The 17,159-nt window shown below is 62.2% G+C and carries 20 protein-coding genes; 14 read left to right on the forward strand and 6 right to left on the reverse strand.

The features are described 5' to 3' along the window. Positions 1-74: 74 nt before the first annotated feature. From F0A16_RS12135 to rutR, 3 genes are all read right to left on the reverse strand, one after another. Positions 75-728, reverse strand: coding sequence for a methionine ABC transporter permease (locus tag F0A16_RS12135; RefSeq protein WP_149435666.1), 654 nt, complete (start codon positions 726-728; stop codon positions 75-77). Next, a complete protein-coding gene (locus tag F0A16_RS12140) occupies positions 709-1,752 on the reverse strand; it encodes a methionine ABC transporter ATP-binding protein (RefSeq protein WP_149435667.1) in 1,044 nt (347 codons plus the stop codon). Before F0A16_RS12140 ends, F0A16_RS12135 begins: the two co-directional genes overlap by 20 nt. 166 nt (positions 1,753-1,918) lie before the next feature. After that, complete coding sequence (gene rutR / locus F0A16_RS12145) at positions 1,919-2,578, reverse strand: HTH-type transcriptional regulator RutR (RefSeq protein ID WP_149435668.1); 660 nt, start codon at positions 2,576-2,578, stop codon at positions 1,919-1,921. A 328-nt stretch (positions 2,579-2,906) separates the two neighbouring features. On the opposite strand from rutR, the gene F0A16_RS12150 reads away from it, so the two are divergent. From F0A16_RS12150 to F0A16_RS12200, 11 genes are all read left to right on the forward strand, one after another. Further along, on the forward strand, positions 2,907-3,515 hold the full coding sequence (locus F0A16_RS12150) for a riboflavin synthase subunit alpha (protein WP_149435669.1): 609 nt from the start codon (positions 2,907-2,909) through the stop codon (positions 3,513-3,515). Between the two features lie 169 nt (positions 3,516-3,684). Then, positions 3,685-4,236 (forward strand): adenine phosphoribosyltransferase, encoded by a 552-nt coding sequence (locus F0A16_RS12155; RefSeq protein WP_149435670.1) that lies wholly within the window; start codon positions 3,685-3,687, stop codon positions 4,234-4,236. 74 nt (positions 4,237-4,310) lie between these two features. After that, positions 4,311-4,799 carry a xanthine phosphoribosyltransferase gene (gpt, locus tag F0A16_RS12160; protein ID WP_149435671.1) on the forward strand — a complete coding sequence of 163 codons (489 nt, stop codon included), beginning with the start codon at positions 4,311-4,313 and terminating at the stop codon, positions 4,797-4,799. Positions 4,800-4,817: 18 nt separating this feature from the next. Further along, positions 4,818-5,507, forward strand: coding sequence for a uracil-DNA glycosylase (ung, locus tag F0A16_RS12165; protein WP_149435672.1), 690 nt, complete (start codon positions 4,818-4,820; stop codon positions 5,505-5,507). Between the two features lie 56 nt (positions 5,508-5,563). Further along, a complete protein-coding gene (upp, locus tag F0A16_RS12170) occupies positions 5,564-6,193 on the forward strand; it encodes a uracil phosphoribosyltransferase (protein ID WP_149435673.1) in 630 nt (209 codons plus the stop codon). Continuing rightward, a complete protein-coding gene (mobA, locus tag F0A16_RS12175) occupies positions 6,190-6,810 on the forward strand; it encodes a molybdenum cofactor guanylyltransferase MobA (protein WP_239023808.1) in 621 nt (206 codons plus the stop codon). Before upp ends, mobA begins: the two co-directional genes overlap by 4 nt. Then, on the forward strand, positions 6,803-7,381 hold the full coding sequence (mobB, locus tag F0A16_RS12180) for a molybdopterin-guanine dinucleotide biosynthesis protein B (protein WP_149435674.1): 579 nt from the start codon (positions 6,803-6,805) through the stop codon (positions 7,379-7,381). The genes mobA and mobB overlap by 8 nt, the downstream gene beginning before the upstream one ends. Positions 7,382-7,512: 131 nt before the next feature. Beyond that, complete coding sequence (gene moaC, locus F0A16_RS12185; protein WP_149435675.1) at positions 7,513-8,295, forward strand: cyclic pyranopterin monophosphate synthase MoaC; 783 nt, start codon at positions 7,513-7,515, stop codon at positions 8,293-8,295. A gap of 16 nt (positions 8,296-8,311) precedes the next feature. Next, entirely contained in the window at positions 8,312-8,773 is a 462-nt protein-coding gene (gene moaE, locus F0A16_RS12190; RefSeq protein ID WP_149435676.1) for a molybdopterin synthase catalytic subunit MoaE, read from the forward strand. Then, the gene (moaA, locus tag F0A16_RS12195) at positions 8,770-9,759 is read left to right on the forward strand and encodes a GTP 3',8-cyclase MoaA (protein ID WP_149435677.1); all 990 of its coding nucleotides are present in this window, start codon (positions 8,770-8,772) and stop codon (positions 9,757-9,759) included. The genes moaE and moaA overlap by 4 nt, the downstream gene beginning before the upstream one ends. A gap of 159 nt (positions 9,760-9,918) precedes the next feature. Further along, complete coding sequence (locus tag F0A16_RS12200) at positions 9,919-10,209, forward strand: H-NS family histone-like protein (RefSeq protein WP_110599309.1); 291 nt, start codon at positions 9,919-9,921, stop codon at positions 10,207-10,209. Positions 10,210-10,413: 204 nt separating this feature from the next. On the opposite strand, the gene F0A16_RS12205 is transcribed toward F0A16_RS12200, so the two are convergent. Then, positions 10,414-12,096: a ribonuclease J gene (locus tag F0A16_RS12205; protein WP_239023809.1), complete on the reverse strand. Its 1,683-nt coding sequence runs from the start codon at positions 12,094-12,096 to the stop codon at positions 10,414-10,416. A gap of 343 nt (positions 12,097-12,439) precedes the next feature. Here F0A16_RS12205 and purU point away from each other — a divergent pair, with 343 nt between their 5' ends. Further along, positions 12,440-13,288 (forward strand): formyltetrahydrofolate deformylase, encoded by an 849-nt coding sequence (purU, locus tag F0A16_RS12210; protein ID WP_149435678.1) that lies wholly within the window; start codon positions 12,440-12,442, stop codon positions 13,286-13,288. Positions 13,289-13,305: 17 nt separating this feature from the next. On the opposite strand, the gene dinB is transcribed toward purU, so the two are convergent. Continuing rightward, complete coding sequence (gene dinB, locus F0A16_RS12215) at positions 13,306-14,373, reverse strand: DNA polymerase IV (RefSeq protein WP_149435679.1); 1,068 nt, start codon at positions 14,371-14,373, stop codon at positions 13,306-13,308. A gap of 17 nt (positions 14,374-14,390) precedes the next feature. Next, the gene (gene lexA / locus F0A16_RS12220) at positions 14,391-15,038 is read right to left on the reverse strand and encodes a transcriptional repressor LexA (protein ID WP_149435680.1); all 648 of its coding nucleotides are present in this window, start codon (positions 15,036-15,038) and stop codon (positions 14,391-14,393) included. A 291-nt stretch (positions 15,039-15,329) separates the two neighbouring features. Here lexA and F0A16_RS12225 point away from each other — a divergent pair, with 291 nt between their 5' ends. Further along, a complete protein-coding gene (locus tag F0A16_RS12225; protein WP_149435681.1) occupies positions 15,330-15,998 on the forward strand; it encodes a TetR/AcrR family transcriptional regulator in 669 nt (222 codons plus the stop codon). 87 nt (positions 15,999-16,085) lie between these two features. Further along, positions 16,086-17,102: a beta-N-acetylhexosaminidase gene (nagZ, locus tag F0A16_RS12230; protein WP_149435682.1), complete on the forward strand. Its 1,017-nt coding sequence runs from the start codon at positions 16,086-16,088 to the stop codon at positions 17,100-17,102. Positions 17,103-17,159: the final 57 nt, after the last annotated feature.

Consider the following 17,159-nt stretch of genomic DNA (forward strand, 5'->3'; position numbering starts at 1 on the left):
GACCGCTGAAATATAACGGAATAACGGCGATCACGGTAATTCATTCTGGTTATGAGTCTAGTGAGGCTCGACGATCACTTGTGATCGCTTTTGCGCACCAGATAGTCCCCCAGACTCTGAAACAGCTGCACCATGACCACCAGCACCACCACGGTGATCAGCATCACGGTGGGGTTGAAGCGGTTGTAGCCGTAGCGGATGCCCAGGTCACCGAGCCCGCCGCCGCCCACGGCGCCGGCCATGGCGGAATAGCTGACCAGGGCGACGATGGTGATCGTCAGGCCGTTGATGATGCCGCCACGCGCCTCCGGCAGCAGCACCTTCATGATGATCTGCATCGGCGTCGCGCCCATCGATTGGGCGGCTTCGACCAGGCCGGGCGAGACCTCGTTGAGCGCGCCCTCGACCAGCCGGGCGACGAACGGGATGGCGGCGATGGTCAGCGGCACGGCGGCGGCGTTGGTACCGATGGAACTGCCGACGATCATGCGGGTGAAGGGAATGATCGCCACCAGCAGGATGATGAACGGTACCGAGCGGCCGACGTTGGTGACGACACCGAGCACTGTATTGACCACCGGCTGCGCCAGGATCTGGCGCGGCCGCGTCACGTAGAGCAGCACCCCGAGCGGGACGCCGGCCAGCGCCGACAGAATGCCGGCGACGGCAACCATGTAAAGTGTCTCCAGCGTGGACTGCCAGACGAGATCAATCAGTGCGCTGGACATGGCCCAGTACCTCCACATGCAGATCAAAGGATTCGAGTGTCGTCAGGGCTTCGCGGGTCTGCATGTCGCTGCCCATCAGCTCGGCGATCATCAGGCCCAGCGTACGCCCCTGAATGGATTCGACCTTGGCCTGCAGAATGCTGACGTCGATGCCGTGTTCCCGCGCCAGGCGCGAGATCAGCGGCGTGGCGACGCTGTCGCCCGAGAACGTCAGCCTCACCACCGGGTGGGTATCCGGTCCGGCTTCCGGCTCGAGACGCTCGATCAGGGCCTGAGGCGCCTCCAGCTTGAGGAAGTCGTTCAGGAACTCCCGTCCCAGTTGCGTGCCGGGCGCGGTGAAGAAGTCGCCCACGTCCGCGTCCTCGACCAGACGTCCATCGGAGATCAGCCCCACGCGATGGCAGATGGTCTTCACCACCTCCATCTCGTGGGTGATCAACAGGATGGTCAACCCCAACTGCCGGTTGATCTCCTGCAGCAGCGATAGGATCGATGCCGTCGTCTGCGGATCGAGCGCCGAGGTCGCTTCGTCGCACAGCAGCACCTTGGGCCGGCTGGCCAGGGCGCGGGCGATGGCCACGCGCTGTTTCTGGCCGCCCGAGAGTTGTGCCGGATACTGCTTCGTCTTGTCCGCCAGCCCCGTCATCTCCAGCAGCGGCAGCACGCGCTCGCGGATGGTCTGGCGCGACTGGCCCATCAGCTCCAGCGGCAGTGCCACATTGTCGTAGACGGTGCGGTTGGTGAGCAGATTGAAGTGTTGAAAAATCATGCCGCACTGATGCCGTGCCTGACGCAGGGCGGCGGCGTCCATGGCGGTGAGTTCCTGCCCGTCGATGACGACGCGGCCGGCGGTCGGCCGCTCGAGCAGGTTGACGCAGCGGATCAGCGTCGACTTGCCGGCGCCCGAGAGGCCGATGACGCCGTGAATCGTGCCCTTGGGTACCTGCAGGTCGATCTCTTTCAGCGCCTGCACGGCCCCGGGCCCGCTGCCGTAGGTTTTGGAAACGTTGTCCAGTGTGATCATTGGGCGTGTCGAAAGCGTCTGTCTGGGTGTCGGGAGGGAGCGGGGCGGTGTGGCGTGAAGTCAGCGCATCATCGGCGACGGCCCCGCGTCGATGAGCGCGATAGTATACGGATCTCGCGGAGTCCGGGCGACCGCTGCGGTGCGTTTGCGCCGGCCACGCCGCGAGTCAGGCGTCGCGGTTCGTCCGCGGTAGCAAACCGCCCAGCACGATGCGTTGAATATTGTCGACCGTGGCTTCGAAGAAATCGGGGTCGGCTAGCGTCCTGCCGGAAATCGCCTCGATCTGGACGGCGAAGTCGGCGTAGTGCTGGGTGGTTCCCCACAGCAGGTATATCAGGTGATGCGGATCGACCGGCAGCAGACTGCCGCTAGCGATCCAGCCCTCGATGACCTTCGATTTCTCCTCGACCAGCGCGCGCAAGTGGTTTCGCAGTTCTTCCTTCAGCAGTGGTGCACCCTGAATCATCTCCAGGCAGAAGAGGCGCGACGCCTGCACGTGATCCCTCGACAGCTCGACCTTGAAACGAATGTAGTGACCGATCGCGGCTTCCGGGGGCTGATCGGCGTCGATGGCGCGCATCGGCTCCAGCCAGGTCTCCAGGATCTGCTGAAGGACCGAAACGTAGAGCTTCTCCTTGGAGGGAAAGTAGTAGAGCAGGTTGGTCTTGGAGACCCCGGCCTGGTCGGCGATGGCGTCCAGGCTGGCGCCGCGCAGGCCGAACCGGGAAAACAGCGTCAGCGCGGCATCGCGAATACGTTGCTTGCGGGCTTCGCTGGCAGCGGCGCGGCCAGGGGAGGCGGCGGTGGCTGGCGTGATTGACGTCATGAGCCTCCTGGCTGGCGGGTATCTGAATGGCTTGACGGTTCTCCACCCCTGGCGTCGAACCACGGCCATGACAGGTCGATAACATTTGCTGGCACTTTACCACGTCGATTCCGGCCTGGCGCTATCGACCCCGACCGGCGGCCGGACAATCGTCGCCGCCGGAAGAAGACTGTCGCCGCCGGTCGAAGACGTGGGGACGAGATCCGGCAGGCGCGTTCCGCTGCGGCCGATTCATGCCCGGTGGGGCCGGCATGCTAGAATTCCCGATCTCTGCCGCCGAGGGCGTCTGCCTTCGTTGGCTCGTCATTCGTTCAGGCCAGGAGGGGGCATGTTTACCGGGATCGTGCAGGATGTGGGGACCGTGGTGGCCATCGAGGCGCGTGAGCAGTTGCACACGCATGTGGTATCGATGTCACCGGCGATGCGCGAGGGTCTGACGCTGGGCGCGTCGGTGTCACACAACGGTTGCTGTCTGACGGTGACGGCGATCGAGGGCGAGAACGTCAGTTTCGACCTGATGCGCGAGACGCTGCGCTTGACCAACCTGGGTGACCTCGTCGCCGGAGATCGGGTCAACCTCGAGCGCGCGGCGCGCTTCGGCGACGAGATCGGCGGCCATTCCATGTCCGGCCACGTTATGGCGATGGCCAGACTGGTGGAGATCGACGAGGCGCCGAACAATCGCCGACTGTGGTTCGAATTGTCGCCGGACCTGGCGCGATTCGTGTTCGACAAGGGGTACATCGGGATCGATGGCATCAGCCTGACCGTGGGCGCAGTAGAGCTGGAGCGCTTCTGCGTCAACTTGATCCCGGAGACGCTGGCGAGGACCACGATCGGAGAGCGCTCGCTGGGGGATCGGGTCAATGTCGAGATCGACCCCCAGACCCAGGCGATCGTCGAGACCGTGGAGCGGGTACTGGCCGGCCGCGCCTGAGCGGCCGGTTCAGCGCTGGCGGCACGCTCGAGCACCGACGACGCAGCTGTTCCCGAGCAGGTCGCACCGTGGCGCCGGCTTGGGTAACATGGACGCCTTTGCGCCAGGATTTATCGTTCCGCGATGGTCATCCCCGGGCGCGCCGTGTTCGGTCAATGGAGTTTCTTCGATGAGCAGCAGCATCTACGGCGACTATATCAAGTCGGTCATTCGCACCGTGCCCGACTGGCCCCAGCCCGGCGTCAATTTTCGCGACATCACGCCACTGCTCCAGAACAGCGCCGCCTTCCGCAAGCTGATCGACAGTTTCGTGCACCGCTACCAGGAGCTCGAGGTCGATGCCATCGCGGCGATCGATGCACGAGGATTCATTGTCGGCGCGCCGCTAGCCTATGAACTGGGCTGCAGCTTCGTGCCGGTGCGCAAGAAGGGCAAGCTGCCATTCCGCACCATCAGCGAAACCTACACCCTCGAGTACGGCGAATCGACGGTGGAGCTGCATGCCGATGCCTTTCGCGAGCAGGACCGGATCGTGCTGATCGACGACATCATCGCCACCGGCGGTACCATGCTGGCGGCCGCATCGCTGATTCAGCGCAGCGGCGGGCATGTCGTCGAGACCGCGACCATCCTCGACCTGCCGGAGCTGGGTGGCTCGACCAAGATTCGCGAAGCGGGCTACAGCGTCTTCGCAGTCTGCAGCTTCACCGAGGACGAATAGGCCTCTCGTCATCCAATGCGAGCCACGATGCCGTCATCCCTCGGTGGCGGCCCTACCCATTGCCTGGACCCGCCATGACCGCCAATCGCTACCAGCATCATTTCACCGTTTCCTGGGACCAGATCCATCGCGACGTCAGGGCGCTCTGCCATCGACTCGTCGAGCGCGATTTCGTGGGGATCGTCGCGATCACGCGCGGCGGTTTGATCCCGGCGGCGTTGATCGCCCGCGAACTCAACATCCGCCTGATCGATACCGTCTGCATCAAGAGCTACGACGAGCAGTCGCAGGGGAAGCTGGACGTGATGAAGGGCGTCGACCACGATGGCGACGGTTGGCTGCTGGTCGATGACCTGGTCGATACCGGCAAGACAGCCCGTGCCGTGCGCGACATGCTGCCTAAGTCCCATTTCGTCACTGTCTACGCCAAACCCGAAGGACGACCGCTGGTCGATCAGTATCTGACCGAGGTGGCACAGGATTGCTGGATCCAGTTCCCGTGGGACCTGGGGCATGCCTACGTCGAGCCGCTGGTCGATCAGGTTCGTCCACCCAAATCCTGACCGCTGCGGAGCGAATCCATGGCCCAGTCGCCCTTACCCGACAGCTGGAACGCCTATCTCGGCGATGAATTTCGTGCCCCCTACATGCAGGCGCTGCGTCAATTTCTCGCCCAGGAAAAGGCGGCCCACAAGGTCATCTATCCCCATTCGTCCCACTGGTTTCGCGCCTTCGAACTGACGCCGCTGGAGCGGGTCAAGGTGGTGATCCTGGGACAGGACCCCTACCACGGGCCCCACCAGGCTCATGGACTCTGTTTCTCGGTACGCCCCGGGGTGCCGACACCGCCATCGCTGCAGAACATCTACAAGGAGCTGGCCAGCGACGTCGGTACCGCTCCGGTCAATCACGGTTTTCTCGAAAGCTGGGCCCGGCAGGGTGTGATGCTGCTGAACAGCGTGTTGACCGTGGAGCAGGGCAATGCCGGTTCCCATCGCAATCGCGGCTGGGAGACTTTCACCGATCGCGCCATCCAGGTGATCAACGAGCATTGTGACGGTGTCGTCTTTCTGCTGTGGGGCAGTTACGCCCAGAAGAAGGCGAGTTTCGTCGATCGCGGCAAGCACCTGGTGCTGCACGCGCCGCACCCGTCGCCGCTGTCGGCGCATCGCGGCTTCTTCGGCACTCGCCACTTTTCCCAGGCCAACGGTTTTCTTCAGTCGCGGGGCCTGGAGCCGATCGACTGGCAATTGCCTGCCAGCGTCGCCTGACCCCTGGCAGGTCGCGTACAATATCGGTGTTTCCCATTTTGACGAAGGCGTCGATCATGAGTGTGCACCCCATCTCCCATCCCCTGGTCAAACACAAGCTAGGACTGATGCGTGCAGCGGACATCAGTACCAAGAGCTTTCGTGAACTGGCCTGCGAGGTGGCCAAGCTGCTGACCTACGAGGCGACAAAGAACCTGGAGATGGAGCCGGCGACGATCGAGGGCTGGAACGGCTCCCCGATCGAGGTCGAACAGATCAAGGGCAAGAAGGTCACCATCGTGCCGATTCTGCGCGCCGGCCTGGGGATGCTGGACGGTGTCACCGATCTGATCCCCAGCGCACGGATCAGTGTCGTGGGTCTCTACCGGAACGAGGAGACGCTGGAGCCGGTGCCCTATTTCGAGAAGTTCGTCAGTGCCCTGGACGAGCGCCTGGCGATCGTGATCGATCCCATGCTGGCCACGGGCGGATCGATGTTGGCGACGCTGGACATGCTCAGGGAGCGGGGCTGCCAGCAGATCAAGGTCATCGTGCTGGTGGCGGCGCCGGAGGGCATCGAGCGGGTCCAGAAGGCGTATCCTGATATCGAGATATACACCGCGTCTGTCGACCAACGGCTCGACGAGAATGGCTATATCGTGCCGGGGCTGGGCGACGCCGGCGACAAGATCTTCGGTACCCGGTGATCGAGCGAGCCGACGTCACGGGGGTGCTGCTGGCCGGTGGTCGAGGCCAGCGCATGGGCGGTGTCGACAAGGGATGGGTAGAGCTCGATGGCCTGCCGCTGGTCACACAGGTGCTGCAGCGTCTGTCACCGCAGGTCGATCGCGTCGTCATCAGCGCCAATCGTCATCTCGATCGCTATCGTCGGCTGGGTCACGCCGTCGTCACGGATTCGCTGCCCGACTATCCGGGGCCGCTGGCCGGTGCACTGGGCGCCCTGCAGGAAGTTTCCACGCCGTGGATACTGCTGACGCCGGTGGACATGCCCTGGCTCCCTGTCGATACCTTGAGCCGACTCTCGGGCGCGATCGGCGAGGCGGATATTGCGGTCGCCCACGATGGCAGGCGACTGCAGCCTCTGGTAGCGTTGATACGCAGCTCCCTGAGCGGGGATCTGGCGCAATGGCTGGCGGCGGGCGGCGGTCGGGTCGTCACTTGGTACGGTCGGCACCGCTGGATTCAGGTCGATTTCTCCGCCCAGGAGGTGCAGTTCGCCAACCTCAACACGCCACGCGAGGTCGAGCTGGCTGAACGCGTCGAGGCGGACTACGTCAGGTCGCCAGGAAGCCGCCATGAATGAAGCCGCCGACACGCTCGCCTGCGATGTTCCTCTGTTGGGAATTGCCGCCTGGAGCGGAACTGGAAAAACGACGCTGCTGGAGACCTTGTTGCCCCTGCTCCGAGCGCGGGGTTGGCCGACAGCCGTGATCAAGCACGCGCATCACGACTTCGATATCGATAAACCCGGCAAGGACAGTCATCGCCTGCGCGAGGCGGGAGCGACACCCATGGTGGTGGCCTCCGGCCGGCGTTTCGCGCTCATGATGGAAACGCCCGGGCAGCAGGAGCCGGACTTGCCTATGCTGGTGGCGCAGGTCGTTGGTTTGAAGCCGGCGTTGATCCTGGTCGAGGGATTCAAGACCTGGCCGATTCCGAAGCTGGAACTTTATCGCAGCGATTCCGACCAAGCATGGGCGGCTGAACAGGATCCCTGGGTGCAGGCCGTGGCCTACAAGCCAGTCGAGGTGCCCCCCGGAACGCTCGCCCGCCTGCCGGCGGGGCTCCCCCGTCTGAACCTGGACGATCCGGGGGAAATCCTGACCTGGGTTGTCGACTGGGCCGCTGCCTGGCAGCCCAGTCCGCAACGCTGAACGACCGGCGTCGTCATCGCCGGGATCGTTGCATCGCCGGTATCCGGTGGCGGATGCGCGGCGGGCACCGGCGCGACGATCAAGCTACACTTGATGTTTGATCCAATGATGGAAAACGAGGCGAGTTCAGCATGACTCTCACGCATCTCAATGCGCGTGGCGAAGCCCACATGGTCGATGTCGCCGACAAGCAGGAGACGCGGCGTGAAGCCCGGGCCCGTGGCTCGGTTCACATGCAGGCTTCGACGCTGGCGCTGCTGGCCGATGGCGATCTGCCCAAGGGCGACGTACTGGCCACGGCCAGGATCGCCGGCATTCAGGCGGCGAAGCGGACCCACGAATTGATTCCGCTTTGCCACGCATTGGCCCTGTCCAAAGTCAGCCTCGAGTTCACCCTGGACACTGCGGAAAACTGCGTTCACGTCGAGGCGTTCTGCCGTCTCAATGGTCGTACCGGGGTTGAGATGGAGGCATTGACGGCGGTTTCCGTGGCCTGCCTGACGCTCTACGACATGTGCAAGGCGGTCGACAGGGCCATGATCATCGACGGGGTTCGCCTCGAGCAGAAGAGCGGCGGCCGCTCGGGAGACTGGTCGCGGCAGGCCGCACTCGAGTCCCCGCCGGTATCTTACGGGGAGGATGGGGCAGCGTCGCCGACCAAGACGTTGAGAGTGCAGTTTCTGGCGGAGCTCAGAGAACGTTTCGAGACCGGAGAATACCATCTGGAGTGGGAGCGGCTCCCTTCGCCCGATATCGCAGGCGTCAAGTTGGCGCTGATCGAGCGGGACCCCAAGTTCAAGGCGCTCCTGAGCCAGCGCGTTCTTTGCGCTTGCAACGAAGCCATGAGCCAGGACGGAACCGCTATTTCTCCGGGAGACGAGATCGCTTTCTTCCCGCCGGTCACCGGGGGCTGAGCGCAGAGAGTCCGCCATGAAAATTGCGATTAGCGTACAGAAGGCGACCTTCGACACGGAAGCGGAGCAGCGTCGTTTGACTGCGGGGCGTCTCGATGTTGGCGCCGTCGTCAGTTTCACGGGCCGGGTAAGAGACGCCAACGAGAGACCCGGTGTCACGGCTCTGACACTGGAACACTTTCCCGGTATGACGGAAAAGTTGCTCCATGAAATCGCGCTGGAAGCTGGTGAACGTTGGACGCTGCAGGCTGTCACCATCATTCATCGCGTTGGACGTCTCGATCCCGGGGATGCCATCGTGCTGGTCATGACGGCTAGCGCGCATCGCCATGCCGCATTCGAAGCGTGTGATTTCATCATGGATTATCTGAAAACGCGGGCTCCTTTCTGGAAAAAAGAGCATACCGATAACGGCTCTTACTGGGTGTCCGAGCGGCGAAGCGATCTCGAGGCCGCGAATCGCTGGGAGCTTTCATGACCGATTTGATCGACAAGTTTTCACGTCACGTCCGTTATGTACGAATCTCGGTAACGGATCGGTGCGATTTTCGTTGTGTCTACTGCATGAGCGAAGAGATGACGTTCTTGCCACGAGACCAGGTCCTGTCGCTGGAGGAGCTCTATCAGGTAGCGCGCGCCTTTACCGAGCTCGGAGTGGAGAAGATCCGCTTGACGGGTGGCGAGCCGCTGGTGCGAAAAGGCATCGGCGACCTGGTAACCAATATCGGCAGCTTGCCGGGACTGAAGGACTTCGCCATGACGACCAATGGCGCCGGATTGCGTCGTCATGCCCAGGCCCTGTATGGCGGGGGGATGACTCGTCTCAATGTCAGTCTGGATTCCCTCGATACCGATCGGTTCAGGCGGTTGACGCGAACCGGGGATCTGGCACGGGTCATCGACGGGATTCACGCGGCCCAGGACGTTGGCTTCGAAAGAATCAAGCTCAATGCGGTCATACTTCGTGGCCGCAACGACGACGAAGTGCTCGATCTGGTGGAGTTCGCCCGCGATGAGAAGCTGGATATCAGCTTTATCGAGGAGATGCCGCTGGGCGACGTGTCTGATCACTCGCGGGGAGAAACCTTTTATTCGAGCGATGAGGTCCAGACACGAATCGAGTCTCGTTACCCCCTCATGCCGTCACCCGAGACGACCTTGGGTCCCTCGCGGTATTTCCGCATGCCCGATAGTGATTGTCGAGTCGGCTTCATCTCGCCCCATAGTCATAACTTCTGTAGTACCTGCAACCGGGTTCGTGTCACGGTCGAAGGCCGGCTGCTATTGTGTCTGGGAAACGAACATTCCGTGGACCTGCGCGAAACCCTGCGGCGCTATCCAGGTCAACTGCAGCCGCTCAAGGAGCAGATTATAGCGGCCATGGATTTGAAGCCGGAACGTCATCACTTTTCGACGGATGGCGATGTACAAGTCGTTCGCTTCATGAATATGACGGGCGGTTAAAACGCATTCTTGTCAAACCTCGAACCACTTGTGGGAGTAAAGGTACGCGAATTAAGCGTGCCTTTTTGATTTAATTTCTTGCCAAGAAGGGTGGTAAGAATATACTTTTATCAAAACAACCGGTGTAATGCCGTATTGGAATCCAGCAAGGAGAGGACGATGTCCACCGAGTCATTGGAACGCATCGCTCGCAATAAGAATGTGGCTCGCGCCGCCGCCCGCCAGTTGAGCATGGAACAACTGCACAAACTGTCGGAAGTCATTGGGGAAGTGATCGAGCAAAAGCAGCAGGAAGATCATGAGCGTCAGAAAGAGGAAGCCGACAAGCAGAAGAAGTTGGCCGAGATTCGAGAGGCGATGAACAACGCTGGATTGTCTATGGATGATTTGGTCGGCGAGCAGCCGCGCAAGCGTCGCGGCCGTCCGCCCAAGAATGCCAGCAAGAACTGAGGATATGCCACTGGCCCGGGGTGGCTTGATATAGATACATCCCCGAGCAGGTAATTCCCAGAAAAGCGCGTCTGCCGAGTGGCCGGATGCGCTTTTCTGGTTTCTGTCTCTGGCGACTGATGCTCATCGAAGAGAGTCGTGGTTCGGGGAGAACCCATCATGCCTGGTGTGGAGATGACGCTCTCCTCCCCGATGTCTTTTGCACTAGGGTGCCGTGCGTACTTCATATTCCGGCTGCGGATCGGCGGGCATCAGTTGCAGATGAATCTCCAGCGCTGTAGGCAGATGCTCGTGAAGCCACTCGCGTAGCGGGGCGAAGAGTTGCTGGCGGAGCTGGAGTAGCGTCTCCGCCGTAATGGCGTCTATCCGCTCGTCCAGCCAGTCGGCCAGTGCGTCTTCATCCAGTGGAAGTGATATCTCGCTGTCCCACAGCATCTGTCCGATGCGGGTCCACCCGGTCTCGGTTGGCAAGACATTCAACGTGATCGACAGCGACTTGTCGTGTCGGCGGGCCGACACTGGCTGTGAACGCTCTCCGGGTCGCATTCTGGAGGCGATGAACTGAGGTCTGAGATGGTGCGTGCTGCTGGGCGCCAGGGCCTCTGCATCCAGAGACAGCACGACGCCATTCTTGACCAGTTGGGGAACATGAATGCCCATGGTCGAGGCCAAGTCACGGTGCGCTTGCTGATGGGAAGCCTCTCCATGGACCGGTAACAGCATCTTCGGTCGTAACCAACGGTAGAGCTGGCGCAGCTCTTCGCGAGCCGGGTGCCCCGAAGCGTGAAGAGCGGGGTCGGTATGCTCGTCGTGTACATTGACACCAAGACGCTTGAAGCCAGCCTTGAGACGCGCGATGGGACGTTCGTTACCGGGGATGGCGCGAGCCGAGAAGATGACATCGTCGTCAGCCAGCAGGTCGAGAGCTGGGTGTCGTCCCTGAGACATGCGGGACAGTGCCGAGCGGGGTTCCCCTTGGCTTCCGGTAGCGATGATGAGGACCTCTTCGGCATAGAGATATCCCAGATCATGCGTCGGGACCCGCGGCGGAAAATCGTCGAGATAGCCCAGGTGGGTGGCGATCGACACCATGCGTTCCATCGAGCGCCCCAGCAGGGCCACGCGACGGTTGGTGCGTTCGGCGATCGCGCCCAGCGCCTTGATGCGAGCGATATTGCTGGCGAAACAACTGACGATGACGCGTCCCCGGCACCTACGAATGACCGACTCCAGGGCCTCGGCGGCTTCCGTCTCGCTTCGGGAATGTCCTTCCACGTCGGCATTGGTCGAGTCGGCCACGACGAGGTCCACCGGCGCCAGCGCCTGGAATTGGGCGGCAGAGAATGGCGCGCCGATGAGAGGGTGCTCATCCAGTTTCCAGTCGCCGGTATGCAGCACCTTGTAGCGCGGCGTGATGATGGAGAGGGCGCAACTTTCCGGTATCGAGTGAGTCACCGGCAGGAATGTCACCTCGAAAGGACCGGTGGTCACTCGGTTGCCGGGCTGAATGGTCTGCAGGGCGTCGACTCTCAGGCCCTGTTCGGCGAATTTGGCCCGCAACATCTCGATAGCCAGGGGCGTGGCGTAGACCGGGCAGTTCCAGCGAGGCCATATCCAGGCCAGGGCGCCGAGATGGTCCTCGTGGCCATGGGTGATGAAGACCGCGGAGGGGACCATTGCGTTTGCCGCCAAATGGTCGACATCGGGAATCTGGAGGGGCTGATCCGGCAGGTCCTGGCGAATCGTCATGCCGCAATCCACGGCGATCCAGTGGCCGTCATGGCCGTAGAGCGACAGATTCATGCCGATTTCACCGCATCCTCCCAATGGATGGAACAGCAGCGGGGGATAAGTACGAGGGCGGATCTGTGCGCGCGGACGGAACATCGGCATCCTTGTAGGAGGAAATCTCGTTCCACTATAAGTCATGCGTCTCGGCGCGCTCAAACGGGCTGCGACGCTGGCCGACGCTCGTGAGTGGGGTACAATGCGCCATCCATCGAGGCGCAGCGTCACTCGGCAGCCGGGTCTGGAGCTGTCGCCGACGAGCCCTTTCTTCCGGTCGCGGGGGCGCCATGACCGCAGGTCATCGATGTTCCGCTTTCGATGGCACGACGCCGAAGCGTCGGAGTTCGGTTCGGCAGCCGTGCCCAATGATCAGTTCGAGCGCTTTTTACATCCAGAGTTCTTTCATAAAGCGCTCCCGCGTTAACAGAGTGTCCTCATAGTTATGTCGCACAACTATCGTCTCATCGTTTCCTGCCCCGACCGCGTCGGTATCGTCTCGCGAGTGTCGAGCTTCATCGCCTCCCAGGAAGGTTCGATCATCGAGGCCAACCAGCATTCCGACCTGGCTACCGGGCGCTTTTTCATGCGCTACGACATTCGCGCCAATGCGTTGAGCGCCCACGACTTTCGCATCGCCTTCGCGCCCATCGCCGAGGAGTTCGAGATGAACTGGCGGCTCAGCGACTCCGACCGGCGCCAGCGGGTCGTGGTCATGGTCTCCAAGGAGTCGCACTGTCTGGTCGACCTGCTCTATCGCTGGTCGGCCGGGGAACTCGATTGCGACATTCCGTGCGTTATCTCCAACCATGACGACCTGCGTGCCATGGTGGCCTGGTACGGCATTCCGTTCCATCACGTTGCCGTGGAGCCCGACGACAAGGCGTCGGCCTTTGCCGAGGTCGAGCGTCTGATAACGGCGGCCGAAGCCGACAGCGTGGTATTGGCACGGTACATGCAGATTCTGCCGCCCGATCTCTGCCAGCGGTACGCAGGGCGGGTTATCAATATCCACCACAGCTTCCTGCCGTCGTTTGCCGGGGCCAAGCCTTACCACCAGGCGTTCGAGCGTGGCGTCAAGCTGATCGGCGCCACCTGCCACTACGTCACCGAAGAGCTCGACGCAGGGCCGATCATCGAGCAGGACATCCAGCGGGTCTCCCATTGTCATACGCCGCAGGATCTGGTGCGCCTGGGGCGCGACGTGGAAAAGGCCGTGCTCGCCCGCGGGTTGCGATGGCACCTGCAGGATCGTGTGCTCATTCACGGTAACAAGACCGTGGTGTTCTCGTGACTCTCGTCACTTGATGTTCAGGGCGACGCCGGTTCGCCATCGTCGAACAGGCCCAACTGGCGCTGCGCCTGTTCCGGCACCAGCCGTACGCCGACACCCAGGAGCCTGACGGGGCGTTCGCCTCGTCGCCATGCACTCTCCAGCAGCTCATGGAAGCGCACGTCGACGATGCCGCGGGCTCCCGTTTCCTGGGTCGTGCTGGAAAAGTCGTCGAAGCGGACCTTGACGAACTGCTTGGCGATGGCAGGATCGCCATGGCGGGCCATGCGCTCGTGCAGCTTCTCGATCAAAGGCTTCAATGCCGCGTGGCAATCACTCCGGTGGGGTAGGTCCCGGTCATAGGTTGTCTCGACGCTGACGGATTTGCGTTCACGCGAGACATTGACCGGACGTTCGTCGATGCCGTGAGCCAACTCGTGAAGACGGCGCCCGAACTTGCCGAAGTGATCCAGCAGCTTGTCCATCGGCTGGGCCCTTAGATCGGCGCAACTGGCGATTCCGAGCGTGTCGAGTTTGGTGGCGGTCGCCGGGCCGACGCCGTGTAGTTTCCTGACCGGCAGGTCGGTAATGAACGATTCCATCTCTGTCGGCGGGATCACGAACAGGCCGTCGGGCTTGTCCCAGTCGCTGGCGATCTTGGCGAGAAATTTGTTGGGTGCGACGCCGACCGAGATGACGATGCCCGTTCTCGCGAGGGCCTCCTCCTTGAGCCAGCGGGCCATCCAGGTGGCACTGCCCTGAAAGCGGGTGACTTCGGTCACGTCCAGGTAGGCTTCATCCAGTGAAAGCGGCTCGACCAGCGGCGTCAGTTCGTGAAAGATGGCCTGGATCTGCTGAGAGACGTCCCGGTATTTGTTGAAGTCGGGCGGTAGCAGCTTCAACTCGGGGCAGAGGCGCAGCGCGCGAGCCGTTGGCATGGCGGAATGGATGCCGAACTTCCGCGCCGGATAGTTACAGGTGGCGATGACCCCCCGTCGCTCGGCACTCCCGCCGATCGCCAGGGGCGTATGGGTCAACGAAGGGTCATCGCGCATCTCCACGGCGGCATAGAAGCAGTCGCAGTCGGCGTGCAGAATCTTGCGCATGGTGCCGGGGGAAAGCCTCAGTGGAGACCGGAGCCGTTGCCGCCACGAATGACGCCCACGCCGAGCCCCTCGATCTCCAGATGCTGATGCTTCAGATCGAGCACGATCGGCTCGAAATCCGCGTTTTCGGCGATCAGCGTGACGCGGCTGCCCTGGCGCTGGAAGCGCTTGACGGTGACATCGTCCTCCAGCCTCGCCACGACGATCTGACCGTTGCGTATCTCCTGGGTGCGATGAACGGCAAGCAGATCGCCGTCGAAGATCCCGGCGTCCTTCATCGACAACCCCCGCACGCGCAGCAGATAGTCGGCGCTGGGCGTGAAGTAATCGGCCGGCAGGGGGCAGTAACGGTCGATATGCTCGGTGGCCAGAATCGGGCTGCCCGCGGCGACGCTGCCGATGACTGGCAAGCCCTCGACATTGGCTTCACCGGATTCCGGTTCCTGGACGCCGGCTGGCAGACGAATACCGCGGGAGGTGCCGGGTATCATGCGGATGACGCCTTTCCGGTCCAGCGCGCGCAGGTGTTCTTCTGCGGCATTGGGGGAGCGGAATCCCAGTGCGCGGGCGATCTCGGCTCGTGTCGGCGGGTAGCCGAATTCACCCATCGTCTTGACGATGAAATCATAGACGTTCTGCTGTCGTGCGGTGAGCGGTCGCGCCATCGTTCTCTCCCGGGCCTTGAAGGTCATCAGGCGTTTGGGGCCTGCTTGGATAGTCAGGCGTTTATCCAGCTGATCATGGGTCGGATATCGTGGAGCCTGACCCGCAGCTAGGCGTGTTCATGCATACAGGCTGGAATTGTATCCAGTCGTTCGCGATGAGGGAAGTCTTTCGGGCCGTGAGTTGGCAACCCTGTGCTCCGGGTCCGACGAAATGCTCGATTGTGCGGCTCGTCCAGGAATGATTAGAATCATAATCGTTCTAAGTCGTTGTTCTCTGGCGCGAGGTATGACATGGCCCGACCTGACACCGTTACTCGTATTCTCGATACGGCGGAGGTCCTTTTTGCCGAAAAGGGGTTCGCTGAAACCTCGCTGCGCAATATCACGACTCGCGCCAAGGTCAATCTGGCGGCGGTGAATTATCATTTCGGCTCCAAGAAGGCCTTGATTCAGGCAGTATTCGCCCGCTATCTCGATCCGTTCGCGGAGCGGTTGAACCTGGCGCTCGATGGGCTGGAGGCACGCTATCGGGAAACGAGAGTACCGCTCGAGGTGCTGCTGGAGCAGCTTGCCACCAGCGTTCTGGAGGTACCTGCCGAGCGCAACAGCCTCAAGGTCTTCATGAAGCTACTGGGATTGGCCTACACGCAGGCCCAGGGGCATTTGCGGCGCTACATCCAGGAGCACTACGGAGACACGTTTCACCGCTTCGTCGTCTGCCTGCGTCTGGCGACGCCGGATCTGCCGGACGCCGAGCGATTCTGGCGACTGCATTTCATGCTGGGGACCGTGGTCTTCACCTTGTCCGGGCTGGATGCGCTGAGAGACATCGCCGACAGCGAGTACCAGGAACACATGTCGGTCAGAGAGTTGATCCGTCACCTCCGTCCGGTCGTGGTCGCAGGCATGCAGGCACCATTACCCGAGTCTCTGGAGAAGGTTGGCTCGGCTGTGGAGTGAGTCGATGACGCCTGGCATCGGTTAACCTCTGTCATGGCAACCCGCTGTCGTCTAGAATCGGGCGCTCAATGGTCTCAGGTGTTAGCTATGACTCAACCTCTCGGCCCGGTCATGCTGGATGTCGAAGGCACCCGGTTACGTGACGAGGAGCGCCAACTGATTTCGCGTGCGGAGGTCGGTGGCGTCCTGCTGTTTGCCAGGAACACGCCGGATGTCGCCACGACCCAGGCGTTGATCGGTCAGATTCGCGAGTGTCGCCCCGATATTCTGGTCGCGATCGACCAGGAAGGCGGTCGGGTGCAGCGATTGAAAGAGGGGGTGACGCCAATTCCCCCCATGGCGGTATTGGGGCGCCATTTCGCGGAGTCTCCCGAGGCGGCCTTGACGTTGACTCAGGATGCGGGCTGGCTGTTGGGCATGGAGATGGCGGCTTGTGGGTTCGATCTGAGCTTCGCGCCCGTGCTGGATCTTGACGACAGCCGGTCGCCCGCCATCGGTTCGCGAAGTTTCTCGCCGGATCCGGAGGTGACCACCGCGCTGGCCGGGGCGTTCATCGACGGGCTTCACGACGCGGGCATGGTGGCGGTCGGCAAGCACTTCCCCGGCCACGGCGGGGCACGGCAAGACTCCCATTTCGGAATTGCCGAGGATACACGCTCCTTGGCGGAGTTGCGCGAACACGACCTGGTGCCTTTCGCCAGGTTGGCCAGCAAGCTGGACGGCGTCATGCCGGCTCACGTCATCTATTCCGCGTTCGACGACCGACCTGCCGGTTTCTCTCCCAGCTGGCTCGGTATGCTGCGCGAAGAACTCGGCTTCAAAGGGGCCATCTTCTCGGATGATCTGACCATGGCGGCGGCGCATGCGGTCGGATCTCCCTGCGAGCGGGCCGAAGCCGCCTGGGGCGCTGGTTGCGATATGGCCGTCGTCTGCAATGCGCCCGAGGCGGCGCGCGAGATCGTCGCGGCCTGTGAAGGCCGCCAGGCCCCGCGCATCGCCAAGCTTCGTTATGCGCGCGCCCGTCCCACTCTGGCGTCACTCACCGCAATCTCCCGTTGGCGGCGCACGCACGTACGTCTCGAAGCGCTCAACGAGTCCGAATGACGGGCCGAGACGTGCTGTTTTCCTGCGGCGGCTTGTGGTGACCCAGGTCGTCGCTCT

This window comes from Salinicola corii, from assembly GCF_008298015.1.
Lineage (GTDB): Bacteria > Pseudomonadota > Gammaproteobacteria > Pseudomonadales > Halomonadaceae > Salinicola > Salinicola corii.

Excerpts from the sequence above, each read along its gene's own strand:
- F0A16_RS12135 (WP_149435666.1), bottom strand. The coding sequence starts at position 728 with ATGTCCAGCGCACTGATTGATCTCGTCTGGCAGTCCACGCTGGAGACA.
- F0A16_RS12140 (WP_149435667.1), bottom strand. The coding sequence starts at position 1,752 with ATGATCACACTGGACAACGTTTCCAAAACCTACGGCAGCGGGCCCGGG.
- rutR (WP_149435668.1), bottom strand. The coding sequence starts at position 2,578 with ATGACGTCAATCACGCCAGCCACCGCCGCCTCCCCTGGCCGCGCCGCT.
- F0A16_RS12150 (WP_149435669.1), top strand. The coding sequence starts at position 2,907 with ATGTTTACCGGGATCGTGCAGGATGTGGGGACCGTGGTGGCCATCGAG.
- F0A16_RS12155 (WP_149435670.1), top strand. The coding sequence starts at position 3,685 with ATGAGCAGCAGCATCTACGGCGACTATATCAAGTCGGTCATTCGCACC.
- gpt (WP_149435671.1), top strand. The coding sequence starts at position 4,311 with ATGACCGCCAATCGCTACCAGCATCATTTCACCGTTTCCTGGGACCAG.
- ung (WP_149435672.1), top strand. The coding sequence starts at position 4,818 with ATGGCCCAGTCGCCCTTACCCGACAGCTGGAACGCCTATCTCGGCGAT.
- upp (WP_149435673.1), top strand. The coding sequence starts at position 5,564 with ATGAGTGTGCACCCCATCTCCCATCCCCTGGTCAAACACAAGCTAGGA.
- mobB (WP_149435674.1), top strand. The coding sequence starts at position 6,803 with ATGAATGAAGCCGCCGACACGCTCGCCTGCGATGTTCCTCTGTTGGGA.
- moaC (WP_149435675.1), top strand. The coding sequence starts at position 7,513 with ATGACTCTCACGCATCTCAATGCGCGTGGCGAAGCCCACATGGTCGAT.
- moaE (WP_149435676.1), top strand. The coding sequence starts at position 8,312 with ATGAAAATTGCGATTAGCGTACAGAAGGCGACCTTCGACACGGAAGCG.
- moaA (WP_149435677.1), top strand. The coding sequence starts at position 8,770 with ATGACCGATTTGATCGACAAGTTTTCACGTCACGTCCGTTATGTACGA.
- F0A16_RS12200 (WP_110599309.1), top strand. The coding sequence starts at position 9,919 with ATGTCCACCGAGTCATTGGAACGCATCGCTCGCAATAAGAATGTGGCT.
- F0A16_RS12205 (WP_239023809.1), bottom strand. The coding sequence starts at position 12,096 with ATGTTCCGTCCGCGCGCACAGATCCGCCCTCGTACTTATCCCCCGCTG.
- purU (WP_149435678.1), top strand. The coding sequence starts at position 12,440 with ATGTCGCACAACTATCGTCTCATCGTTTCCTGCCCCGACCGCGTCGGT.
- dinB (WP_149435679.1), bottom strand. The coding sequence starts at position 14,373 with ATGCGCAAGATTCTGCACGCCGACTGCGACTGCTTCTATGCCGCCGTG.
- lexA (WP_149435680.1), bottom strand. The coding sequence starts at position 15,038 with ATGGCGCGACCGCTCACCGCACGACAGCAGAACGTCTATGATTTCATC.
- F0A16_RS12225 (WP_149435681.1), top strand. The coding sequence starts at position 15,330 with ATGGCCCGACCTGACACCGTTACTCGTATTCTCGATACGGCGGAGGTC.
- nagZ (WP_149435682.1), top strand. The coding sequence starts at position 16,086 with ATGACTCAACCTCTCGGCCCGGTCATGCTGGATGTCGAAGGCACCCGG.